Raw genomic sequence first — 12,440 nt, forward strand, 5'->3', positions numbered from 1 at the left:
AGTTCTTTATAACTTTAATAATAGTTTGATTGAATCAGTTACTCTATATAAATCATTTGAACTTAGGTTTGTTCCTGATGGCAGGCATAAACCATTTTTAAATAATTGCTCGCTCGTTCCATCCCCAAAAAATGGATAATCTTTAAATACGGGTTGTAGATGCATTGGTTTCCAAAGTGGTCTTGATTCTATATTAGCATCATTGAGTATCTCATATAGCTTTTCTCTGGTTATACCATTCATTTTTTGTGGATCAACCAAAATAGATGTCAACCAATAATTGGAAAAATAATCGGAAGAGGGCTCTGTTTGAAAACTTATCCCCTCCAACCCTTCGAGCTGTTCTCTATAAAATTGATTATTTTCTCTTCTTTGTTTAACCCGGTCTTGTAGTACCAACATTTGACCACGTCCAATACCTGCCACAACATTACTCATTCTATAGTTATATCCTATATATGTATGTTGATAATGAGGTGCTGCATCACGGGCTTGGGTTGCCAGGAAACGAGCTGTTTTTATATATTCTTCATTATGAGAAACCAAAGCTCCACCACCTGATGTTGTGATAATTTTATTTCCGTTAAATGACAGAATAGATATATCTCCGAGTGTTCCGCAATGTTGATGCTTATACTCCGAGCCTAATGCTTCGGCAGCATCTTCAACAATCGGTATTTCATATTTGACTGAAATTGCTTTTATTTCAGCCATATTTGCCGGCATTCCATAAAGGTGGACAACGATTATAGCTTTAGGTTTCTTCCCTTGGGATAGGCGGTCTTTGATAGCCCTTTCTAAATGCTCGGGCGACATATTCCATGTCTCCTTTTCACTATCAATAAAAATTGGAGTTGCTCCTTGATAAACTATCGGATTGGCAGATGCCGAAAATGTAAAGCTTTGGCAAAGAACCTCATCTCCGGCTTTTACTCCTAAAATAATTAATGCGAGATGTAGTGCTGCTGTACCAGCACTTAATGCTGCAACTGAGACTTCGTCATGAAGATAATCAGCTAATTGCTTTTCAAAGGCATCCACGTTAGGTCCCATTGGTACAATCCAATTAGTATCAAATGCTTCTTTTACAAAATCTAGCTCACGACCTCCCATATGTGCCAGAGAAAGCCAAATACGATTATTGCTCATATCTTTTCTAAATATTTTATGACCTTACAAGGCACGCCTGCGGCAACTACATTGTCAGGAATATCGTTTGTGATTACCGATCCGGCTCCAATGATGCACCATTGCCCAATCTTAATACCTGGTATAACAGTCGATCCAGCACCTATTAAAGTACCTTCTCCAACTTCGACTCCCCCACATAAGTTTACTCCGGGAGCAATGTGTACAAAATCGTGGATATTGCAGTCATGATCTACAGTGGCTGCTGTATTTATAATCACATGTTTTCCTATTTGTGAACAAGATTGTATAATTGAGCCTTGAACGATAACAGTTCCATCACCTATGGATACATTCCGTGATATCACAGCATTCGTCGATATTGCTTTATCATAGGTAACTTCGTTGAGATCTGTAGCAATTTTTTTCCGTATCGAATTATTACCGATACTGATGATCAATGGTGATTTGATTTCCGGAGAAACAGGTATTCCCATAAAATCTTTGATTGTTTTATTATCATCATATAACTCTTCAACAGTAATGTCATTTAATTGAAGAATGTCTATAATTACCTTAGCATGGCCACCTGCACCAAACAGATATACTTTTTTCATCTTTCTTGATTTCCTTCAAATTTTTCTATTGTAACACTTTTTTCGGAAGTAATCCCTTCCGACTTAAATACTTTTACTATCGTAAGACATATTATTTTAATGTCTAACAACAGAGATATATGATCAACATACCAGACATCAAGCCTGAATTTTTCTTGCCACGAAATAGCATTTCTACCATTTACTTGTGCCCATCCTGTAATTCCAGGACGAACCTCGTGTCTACGTACCTGATCCTCATCATATAACGACAGATACTCTATCAATAGAGGACGGGGTCCCACCAAACTCATATCTCCTTTAATAACATTGAGTAATTGAGGTATTTCATCTAAGGAAGTTTTTCTTACAAATCTGCCAATAGAGGTCAATCTATCCTCATCAGCTAGAAGATTTCCATTAGAATCTTTTCGATCATTCATTGTTTTAAACTTAACAATTTTGAATACCCTATTGTTCTTACCAGGACGTGTTTGAAAGAAAAAAGGTTTTCCATTATTAGCTATTGCAAAAAATAGAATTAGAATTAAGAACATGGGTAACAGTATGATAAATGCTACTAATGAGAAAATTAAATCCAAGACAGGTTTAAAAATATTTTTATACATCGCCTAACAATTTGTTATAAAATTTAATCCACTCATTAGTAATTGTCTGTCCCGAAAAATTATCAAGAACATATTGTCTGCCATTCTTTCCCAGCAACATTCTCTTCTCTTTATTTATGACTAGAATTTCCATTAATAAGTATAATCCATCCACATTACTAACCTCATGTCTGAGGCCTGTTTTATCGTTTATTATGGTTTCTCTAAGCCCATATGTATCGCTACAGATTATAGGTTTCTCTAATAAGGAGGCTTCGATCACGCTAGTGCCAAATCCTTCCCGATAGCTTGGTAAGCAAAATATATCACATGCTTGTATCATCTTCTCGGCTATTGTTGTTGGTCCTCCAAAATATATAGAATCTATATTTTGATATTTAAGTCGAGTAATACTCTCTATATTCTCTTCATCAAATCCAATAAGTAATAAGCGTATATCTTGATATTTTTCTTTCAGTTTAAGAAATGCATCTATAAGATCAAAAATACCTTTATCCTTATTTAGACGGCCTAGAAACATAAATACTATTTCATGAGGCTCAACACCCAATTCTTTTCTAATATATTGTGATACAAGATCATCAGGAACAAACCTGTTCGTATCTACTCCACTAATAGAGCCTTTTCCTAATACTTTAGAATCTTTCGCCTTTATAATTTTGTTTTGTATCAGATATTCTCTCTGTGACTGTCCATCAACCAATATACAAGTAGAATTGGTCGCTATACATATGTCCATGAACTTAAGTAATGCTCTCATGAATCCCTTTTGAGTATGCCAAACCTGTCCTGTGAAAATGTGGATGCGATTCTTTATTCCGCTCAATCTGGCAGCAGTCATGGCTATCAATCCCGCCTTTGGTGTAACAGAATGGACCGCATCAAAATTGTTTTCTTTTAAATATCTACGAAGCATCAATAGTGCCTTTGTATCCTGCACTATATTTATTTTTCTAAAGAGTGGAATACTTTTTATCTCGACTAAAGGTATATCCTTGAGAGTATCCATATTTTCATTAACCAGATTGGCTACTAAATAAATATCATAGTCACGAGACAGCTCTCTTATGTGATTATATAAGAAAGCTCTTACTGTTATAGGAGATGATACTACAAAGCATATTTTCTTTTTCATAAAAGACAAACATTAATTTTGAGATACTGATTATCGATACATTGATCAGATTACTTTCAATTTTGTTAGAATTAGAAAAACAGACCGAAACAAGTTCTTTTTCTTATTCTTCAATGGGTGATTCAGGTATATTAAGTCCAGCTCGTATAACTTATTTTTCATTTCCTTATATTCGGATAGTTTACACTTGTCTTTAAAAAGTTGATAAAATAACGAGACATTCAAGAAAGTTAATCTTTCATCAATTAATGAAATCGATCGCTTGTCATCACAGTCATATGCCAACGATTTGATATGCTCCATAACCGTTATGAGGTCTGATCGCAATTTCAACCTTTTTGAACGATCGGTATTTCGGGTTATTGAACTCTGATTCTGAAAGAAACATGCAACAAGTAGCGATGTTGAAGCAAATCTCTTTGCTTTTAGAAATACTCTTGTATTAAATTCATAATCTTCGATGTATATTCTCTCCAGGAAAAAGAGATTATGCGAAATCAAAAATTCTCTTAAATAGATTTTATTACAAGCCGAATCCATACACTTTGTTTTCGAATAATAATCTACTCCGCTATAAATACCCGAATTTTCAAATATTTTGCTGTACGTAATCCTCCCATCCCCATTAATACCCTGGGCTCCAAATTCTAAGACATCTACACTTAATTGGACACACTGGTTTATTAACATTCCCAAAGTATTATCTAAATAATAATCGTCTGAATCAAGAAACAACAGATATTTTCCCTGAGCTTGTTCGATTCCCGTATTGCGAGCACCACCCAGTCCTTTATTCTTTTGGCTTATGATTATAATATTATCTTTATCTTTTGCATATTCTTCCACAATAAACCTGCTGTTATCAGGAGACTCATCATCTATGACTACAACTTCAAAGCGATTGTGATCAATATTTTGTCTATATACAGAATCTAAACAAGACCTAATATATTTCTCTACATTGTATATGGGTATTATTATACTTAATTCTTTCATCATATTCTTAGATCAATATATTATTACATTCATTATGAAGGTAAAAGAGAAATATGCTAATAAAACAAACCCAATTTTAACCTGTTGATTATTTACCAGATTTTCTTTTAAAAGGGGATAAATAACTATCAAGGCGAGTATAAACCAAGATAGATAGGCAAACCTGTTTGAATAACTGGCTCTAATTATAAGTATCCAGAAGGCATTGGATAGAAGATATGTAGTATAAAGGCAATTATATATTCTATCCTCAAAATGCAGCTTATTGATATAATACCATCCGGCAAATGCTCCGATACTGCTGTAAAGAAGAAAATCCCATCGAAACTTTGTCGCTGTAACGATGCTACTATTACCCTCATTAGCCAGATAACTAATTCGATCATCAATGTTTAGATTTGAAAAGAGATTCTCCCAGAAATGACCTAAAGAGACTGACAATAGAATACATAATACCCAAAACATAAGTATCTTGTTCGGTTTATGATATAATTGAGCTACTATAAAACAGATTGTAGGGAGTAATATTGATTTATGAAAACCAATAGCGACTATTATCCAAAGTATTTGAAATAACCGTTTATCACGGGAGATAGCCAGAATAAACAAGCTTGTAGATAAACCGTTTCGTATACCATTAGTTCCATAAGCCCAAAAGGAAAATGAAATAATCAATGCCAGGAATGCATAAAAAGCATATTCTCCAAACCATTTCTTTGAAACAATGTAGAGGGGAACAATATATATAATAGTACAAAGAAGAAAGTACGATTGAACATTCATTATTTTGGAACATAAAAACGAATAGGCATCGAACAGAACATCTCCTGTGATGGGTATAAATTGTGATCCTTGTTTTGTCATATTAAAAAATGCAGCATATGATACCATATCAACAAATACCTCATTAATGGGGCGTAACCCTATATAAAAGATGGAGAAGAACAACACAAAGAAGTTCATGTTCCTTATATAAGACAGATTTTTGCGATCATCAATATCCAAAGTAAAACTATGTAGTATTGTAAATAGCACAACAAATAGCATTACATAAAAATATATTGATGCATAAATATTTGCAGATATAAAATCAATAGTCATCATCCTACATCGTTTTAGTATTGATGAAATCTACCAAATGCCGACAAATCTCATTTATATTGTATTTTTCTCGTACCTTAATTGCTTCATTCTTTAATCTGTTTCGCCTCTCCTTGTCATTCATCAATTGCTTTAATTCGGAAGTAAATAGCTCCCGATTTTTCAATGGAATAAGGATTCCATTTCTATTATGGTCTATAATATCGGCAGGACCAACTTTACAATCATAGGCAATACAAGCTAAAGGAACTGACATTGCTTCAATCAGGACATTCGGAAAACCTTCGGAAAGAGACGTAAATGCAAAAATCTCAGCATCGTTTAAATAATCATCTACATTTGATTTGGGACCTTCCAAAAATATATTATGCTGTAAAGGGTTATTCTCAATTTTACTTTTCAGGTGATCATATAACTCCCCTCCTCCAACAATTACTAAATTCCAAGTATCATCGTTTATGACCGTAAAAATATCAATCAGTTCTTCATGATTTTTCAGCTTATCAAGTCTGCCTACAGTCAGTATAGTATGCGATTTAGGAGAATCTCCTTTATATTGAATCTGCTTTATCGGATTATTCAATACCAAAATATTCTCATTCAACTTTAATTTATGGAAATGCTTTTGTGCCTCAGTTGTTTGAGCAATAATACCTTTAGCAAAGGGATAAAGAGCATTTCTTAATTTATCATTCACATATCCGTTGTTTGCATAAGGATTGTTTCTGTCTGATACAAATATTTCTTTTATACCAAGGCTTCTGCATGCCAGTATGGAAAGGCTGTTAAATCTTTCACCAAAAGAAAGAAATACATTCTCCTCTGATTTAAGTCGTTTAAGATTATGTCTCAGATTCAACATAATTTTCAGTTTATTGAAAATTGTTCCCGTATAATCAATATCCGATGTTATAAGTTCAACTTTGGGGTTAATATCATACTGTATCGTATGTTTGATCAATGTTACAATCGATACAATATAATTATCCTGAACCAAGTGATTCGATAGTTCTGTAACTACTCTCTCCATGCCACCTAAACCCAAAGTTGGCAATATGAATATTATATTTCGATCCTTCTTCATCTACTTCTTGTATGAAATTATTCTTGCAGGATTTCCAGCTACAACAGCATTGTTTGGAACATCCGATAAAACAATTGATCCGGCTCCTATAGTGACATTATTCCCGATATGGATATTTCCGATAATTACAGCATTCGCGGAAATAATAACGTTATCGCCAATAGTTGGATAAATATTCTCCTTAGTTGATTTTACACCGATTGTTACATTCTGAAATATCCTGCAATCGTCACCAAGAGATACACCTTCTCCTATAACAATTCCAACGGGATGAGGCAGAACTGTTCTTTTTTTTCCCAGATACCGCATTCCTCGGGTAATATCACAAGACCTCACAGGTTTGAATGACAAATAGTATTTGAATGAATAATAAAGTTCTTTGGGGATATGAATGTATCGTTGGAAGGCAAAATAGATATTCTTCACCTTTGCTCCCTCCCAAAGCTTAATGTTGGCAATTCTTTTTATAGTATCCATTTGCGTAAACTTTGATTGTTATTAAAGATGTATAACTTATAAAAAGTTTCGAACACGATAGAGCTTATGAAAATAATGACTAAAACATATAAGTTACATTTCAGAAATAAGATTGGTAATAGAGCAATAAAAAGAAATAAACTATAGAAAGTAGTCTTAAGCATAATGTTTTTATCACTATTAATTATCAGGTAATAATTGAGCAATGTATTTACTGCAAAAAATGTTGCCGAGATTGTCAATAATATTACATAAGGAATTGCGGGAGCCAATTCTTCTCCTCCCAGAAAAAGAACAATTTGTTTCGAGAAAATAAATATCAAAAGACTATAAAGAACTCCTACAAATATAGTTGCTCTAAAAACCAACTTCGAAAAAGAATGATTCCTATTTTTTATTAATCTTGGTAATACGGCAACAGGTACAGTTTGATACAAGGAGGTGAAAAGCCCAACCAATTTCATAGCCAAATCGTAATATGCAACTACGGTTTTGGTAAAAAGAATTCCGACTAAGACTATAACGGTTTTATCTCTCAGGTTATAAGACAGTTTTGTTGAAAATATGGTAAAACTTTCAAGAAAATAAGTCTTCATAATTTGAATGGATGGTAAGACAAAACGAATTTTCTCTTTTACAAAAACTATGTATAAAGCAATCATTCCTCCGATGAAAGCTCCCAGTCCATTCAGTAATGGGATTTTAAAATAATCTGATTGATCTTTAATTACAAAAAATACCAAAACGAGAAAAATAGAACGGGTAAAGACATTTATGAAGGTCACATACTTCAATTTTTCGATGCCTTGAAAAAAAAATTGAGGAAATAGAAACTCATTAAATGTAAACGTAAATGCAAATAGATAAAGAATTTTATGTTCCCTCATAACAGGAAGCATCCACATACATAGTGCAAGTACGCCTAAGCAAATAATCCAGAGTATAAGTTTTAGCAATAGTATTGACGACACGACTTCTGATATTTTACGAGTATCATGAACATTCTCTGATATACTTTTCGTTCCGGAAATATTAAATCCAAATTCTATTACAAGAGAAAAATATCCAATAATGGATTGTGCAAATACAACTGTACCATACATTTCGGGCCCTACAACCCGTATTAAATAGGGATATGTAATCAATGGCACTAACAAATTGAAAATTTGAAGAAGTGACAGATATGAAAAATTTTCAATAAACTTATAGTTATTCTTAAAAGATTGAGGTATTCTTAATTTACTCATCATCAAAAATTAATCATTAAATATGCCTTTATTTTCATAGCATAAACCACTTCATATCATACGGTCTTTAGCTTTTCTTTAAGCTATAGCATACACCATTATTTTGGGTTGAAGCTGAAAAGTCTAAACCCTCAAAATCCTTATGTGCAACAGCCAGAACAACTGCATCGAATTTCACCATCGGTAGTTTCGTTTCGATATCCAATCCATACTCGAGATGAACCTCTCCGGGATTTCCCCACGGATCATATATCACAACATTAGCATCATATTCCTTCAACTTACAAATAGCATCTACTATCCTAGTATTTCTCACATCGCGACAATTCTCCTCAAAGGTTATGCCCAACAACAAAAAGACCTATAATTCCTATTTTTGTTTTATACATCTTATTTCAGATTTTCCTAGTACCATTGCGCTACTTCTTTGACACCTTGTTTCATAATATATTAAGGACGATATCCTAGCAAATTTTCGGTTTTCTCAAAACTTGCCAATGAATGAAGTATATCTCCGACAATTAACTTGAAGTTTTTATTATAAAATAAATGAAGTATGTTTTCTATTTTACCGGTCGAAAAATTATCTAAGCAAACTACTTTACAATCATGTTTTAGTAACTCTTCACATAGATTAGAACCTATAAACCCGGCTCCCCCTGTAACTAATATTGCCGAATTATTTAATTTGATATCCATAAGCTTTTCCATATCCATATTTGTAGTTACTGTCTAAATGTGAATCATTTAAAACTAAATACATATTCATTAATTTACCTTCTTCCTTTTGAGCATTCATAAAATTGACTGCAGTCTTAGGTGTAATACCTTCACGGACAATATACAAAGTGGCATCTACGTATTCATCGATAAGGTATGTATCTGATACCAAACCTACTGGAGCAGTATCAATTATTATAAAATCATATTCTTTTTTAACCTCTGAAAGAAGCTCTTTGAGACGTGGATTCATTAGCAATTCATTCGGATTTGGAGGAATTGTTCCTGACTGCATAATTTTCAAATTCTTATGTAACTCCGAATCACTCACATAATTCTCCCAAGGGTCTTCATCTGCTAAATAATCACTTAATCCTCTTTTGTTATCTAATTTTAAATATCTATGCAGTTTGGGATTTCTTATATCCCCTCCGATCAATAGTACTTTCTTACCCGATAAAGCAAAACTCATTGATAAGTTTAAGCTTATAAATGTCTTACCTTCCCCTGTTGTAGTAGATGTAACTAGAATCAGCTGATTCACTTTATGATAAAATATAAAGTTCAGATTGTTTCTTAAAGAGCGAAACATTTCTGCTATTCCCGAGTTCTGGTTCGATTGTATTACAATTTGATCTTTAACCGCATTACGTGCAATCTGCCCGACAATAGGTATAGTGGATAATTTTTCAAGTTCACTTCTATTTTTTATCTGCGTTTTAAAGAGGCTTCTTATATAAATAACCAATATTGGAATTACAAGTCCTAAAATAAATGCAGTGAAAATAATAATCTGAGTTCTGGGAGCTATAGGTGGGGTATTCTCCTGAGGTGAAACTATAATACGAGCTTTATTTGGTGTGGAAGCAATAGACAGATTTGTTTCCTCCCGTTTTTGCATAAGGAATAAAAACAAATTTTCTTTAATCTGCTGTTCACGCACTTTTTCAATCAAGCCTCTTTCTTGCTGAGGAATAGATGTTACTTTCGATTTTGTAGAGGAAGATTGTCGTAGAATATCCTGTTTCGCGACATTGTAAGATTGCCTCACATTTTTCAATGAATTTACAATGCTATTATGCATATTATTAATATCGGCAGTCAGCCTTATATAGCTGGGGTTATCCTGTCCCATCCCTTTTAGCTGAACTTCAGAATTAAGTAGCTTATTATTATACTCTCCGATTATTTGAGTCAATCCCAAATCCGATATTCCGATATTAGGTATTACGGCAAGTTTATTGTTTGGATCATTTACAAAACGTTCAATTAAAGAAATCAGATTTATCTGAGTCTCTGCATCCATCAGCTTTTGATCGTTTACGCCTGTCTGTTGAACAAACAATTGAGCTTCGGTAGTTAAGTCGGTAATTTGATTTTCCTGTTTAAAGTTTACTACATTTTCTTCGGCACTACCCAATTCTACTGATATTTCTTTTAGTCTGTCATTAATAAAAATGGCTGTATTATAAGCTATCTCATTTTTAATATTGACATTCATTTCATTGTACTGCTTTATTAACTCCCTAAGTATGGCACTGCCTTTTTCAGTACTGTTACCCAAAAATACAAGATTGAGTACCGACGATGTTTTACTGAATGGTGATACAGTCAGTCGACTACAAAGAGATGAAACCGTTGATGCTATATCATTTATCAGGACATGGTACTCCTCTCCTTCAACAACCTCTTTACCTGTCAATTGAATAGTAAGTTCAATATCGTCTACTTTTATTTTAGCAGGTAATACCTGTAGATTTTCGTTTATTTTATAATTTCCAGATGCCCCATAAACCTCGTATCCAGAACCATTCTTTTGTATAGAAAACTCAATATTTCCAATCTTACCCCGTTTTTGAGGATCAAAACTTACTAAGAATGGAGATTCCTTATATAATTCTATTTTCCTAAATTTTTCATTAATATAGTATACTGCTTGCAAATTCAATGTGTCTACAACTGAATACATCAAGTCGGGAGAAGACAGTATTGCAATTTCATTATCTAGATTATTAGTTGTTGATAACAAACCCAGAGCATTTAAATCCAGTTCGGCGGCAGCATTGCTTTTGCCTGAACCTTTGTCTTCATTCAACAATATCGACAATGACGACTTATATTCTTTTTGAGTTACAAGTATCCCCATTGCACTAATGACCAAACAAATTACAACAGATACTATAAACCATTTCCAATAACGTAAATAATCGTATACAGTATCCGCTACAGATGTTGTATTATTCAGATTTTTTCGATTTTCGTTTCCTTTTTCCATTTCTATTTCAACGGGTTAAGATGGCTACAACTGATATAACGGATACGATAATAGACAAGGCAGATAATCCTATTGATTGCATAGTACCAAAGCTCGAATTGTTTCCTTTAGCTTTATTTGTTTCTACATAAAGTTTATCGTTTTGCTGCATATAGAATATATTTTCGTTTTTCAATAGATTTTTATCCTGCATATTTATTCTGTACATAGCTGTTTCTCCACTTTCAAGTGTCCTTACCAGCAATACATTATCTCTCTTACCATAAATAGTCATATCTCCGGCTTCAGCAAGGGCATCAAAAATCGTTATCTGCCCATTTTGTGAATTATATACTCCAGGTTTATTTACTTCTCCAAGAACAGAAACTTCAAAATTTAAGAATCTCACATTTACAATTGGTTTTTCGACAATATAGCGGGGATAAATAAGCGAAACCAAGTAGTCCTGCACTTCATTCGTTGTCATTCCTCCAACTTTTAGCGTTCCTAATACGGGGAAGTCTATTTTTCCGTCTTTGTTTACCATATAATTTTGCAACCCTCCTGAATTGGCACTTGACGGAGCGATGGTAGTTTGTAAAGGACTGTTCAGATTGGTCGGCACTAATGGCAAATTAAAATCAACTGCGGCGCCGGGTACTGTAGAGTTGACCGTGATACTGATTATATCATTAGGCATGATCTTGGCTTCGTGTATAGAGGTAGATAGTATCTCGGGGGAAATTTCTCCTGCATCCTTCAAATAAGGAAGTTGTTTATAACTATTACAGGAACTAAAGACAATAATAAGAAAGAGTAGCAAAGAAGTAAAATTTCCGGATAAATGTTTCATCGTTTCCTAAATAAAATGCTTGACTAATTATACTAAAATATAAGATAAACTGTTATCGATTTTGAGACTAATACATAGTATAATTTAACCACCCTATCACTTACTGACGTTTTGAATAAAGTCAATTAAAGAATAATAAACTTGTTAAATTGAATACTTAAACATATGAACATACATACTATGTGATTAGTTCATATGAAGGACAACATCTTTTAAACTG

General features: G+C 33.3%; 12 protein-coding genes and 1 pseudogene. All 13 read right to left on the minus strand.

What is annotated here, in order from left to right; genetic code table 11:
- Positions 1-6: 6 nt before the first annotated feature.
- The 13 genes and pseudogenes from G7051_RS00220 to G7051_RS00280 all read right to left on the minus strand — a co-directional run bounded on the left by G7051_RS00220 (position 7) and on the right by G7051_RS00280 (position 12,220).
- Positions 7-1,149 (minus strand): DegT/DnrJ/EryC1/StrS aminotransferase family protein, encoded by a 1,143-nt coding sequence (locus G7051_RS00220; RefSeq protein ID WP_166197580.1) that lies wholly within the window; start codon positions 1,147-1,149, stop codon positions 7-9.
- Complete coding sequence (locus G7051_RS00225) at positions 1,146-1,745, minus strand: acetyltransferase (protein ID WP_166117572.1); 600 nt, start codon at positions 1,743-1,745, stop codon at positions 1,146-1,148. The genes G7051_RS00220 and G7051_RS00225 overlap by 4 nt, the downstream gene beginning before the upstream one ends.
- Complete coding sequence (locus G7051_RS00230) at positions 1,742-2,353, minus strand: sugar transferase (RefSeq protein WP_166197582.1); 612 nt, start codon at positions 2,351-2,353, stop codon at positions 1,742-1,744. The genes G7051_RS00225 and G7051_RS00230 overlap by 4 nt, the downstream gene beginning before the upstream one ends.
- Positions 2,346-3,488, minus strand: coding sequence for a glycosyltransferase family 4 protein (locus G7051_RS00235; RefSeq protein WP_166197584.1), 1,143 nt, complete (start codon positions 3,486-3,488; stop codon positions 2,346-2,348). Before G7051_RS00235 ends, G7051_RS00230 begins: the two co-directional genes overlap by 8 nt.
- Before the next feature lie 45 nt (positions 3,489-3,533).
- Positions 3,534-4,487, minus strand: coding sequence for a glycosyltransferase family 2 protein (locus tag G7051_RS00240; protein ID WP_166197586.1), 954 nt, complete (start codon positions 4,485-4,487; stop codon positions 3,534-3,536).
- Between the two features lie 9 nt (positions 4,488-4,496).
- Positions 4,497-5,588 carry an EpsG family protein gene (locus tag G7051_RS00245; RefSeq protein ID WP_166197588.1) on the minus strand — a complete coding sequence of 364 codons (1,092 nt, stop codon included), beginning with the start codon at positions 5,586-5,588 and terminating at the stop codon, positions 4,497-4,499.
- 1 nt (position 5,589) lies between these two features.
- Positions 5,590-6,669: a glycosyltransferase gene (locus G7051_RS00250; protein ID WP_166197590.1), complete on the minus strand. Its 1,080-nt coding sequence runs from the start codon at positions 6,667-6,669 to the stop codon at positions 5,590-5,592.
- A complete protein-coding gene (locus tag G7051_RS00255; protein ID WP_166197592.1) occupies positions 6,670-7,146 on the minus strand; it encodes a serine O-acetyltransferase in 477 nt (158 codons plus the stop codon). It lies immediately after the preceding gene.
- The gene (locus tag G7051_RS00260; RefSeq protein ID WP_166197594.1) at positions 7,134-8,393 is read right to left on the minus strand and encodes an oligosaccharide flippase family protein; all 1,260 of its coding nucleotides are present in this window, start codon (positions 8,391-8,393) and stop codon (positions 7,134-7,136) included. Before G7051_RS00260 ends, G7051_RS00255 begins: the two co-directional genes overlap by 13 nt.
- A 67-nt stretch (positions 8,394-8,460) precedes the next feature.
- The gene (locus G7051_RS00265) at positions 8,461-8,709 is read right to left on the minus strand and encodes a UDP binding domain-containing protein (RefSeq protein ID WP_255493283.1); all 249 of its coding nucleotides are present in this window, start codon (positions 8,707-8,709) and stop codon (positions 8,461-8,463) included.
- Between the two features lie 191 nt (positions 8,710-8,900).
- Positions 8,901-9,104 (minus strand): annotated as a pseudogene (locus G7051_RS00270) (NAD-dependent epimerase/dehydratase family protein); the annotation flags it as partial.
- Positions 9,073-11,388 (minus strand): tyrosine-protein kinase family protein, encoded by a 2,316-nt coding sequence (locus tag G7051_RS00275; RefSeq protein WP_166197597.1) that lies wholly within the window; start codon positions 11,386-11,388, stop codon positions 9,073-9,075. The gene G7051_RS00275 and the pseudogene G7051_RS00270, both read right to left, overlap by 32 nt.
- Before the next feature lie 7 nt (positions 11,389-11,395).
- Entirely contained in the window at positions 11,396-12,220 is an 825-nt protein-coding gene (locus G7051_RS00280) for a polysaccharide biosynthesis/export family protein (RefSeq protein ID WP_166197599.1), read from the minus strand.
- Positions 12,221-12,440: the final 220 nt, after the last annotated feature.

The organism is Dysgonomonas sp. HDW5B (assembly GCF_011299335.1).
GTDB lineage: Bacteria > Bacteroidota > Bacteroidia > Bacteroidales > Dysgonomonadaceae > Dysgonomonas_A.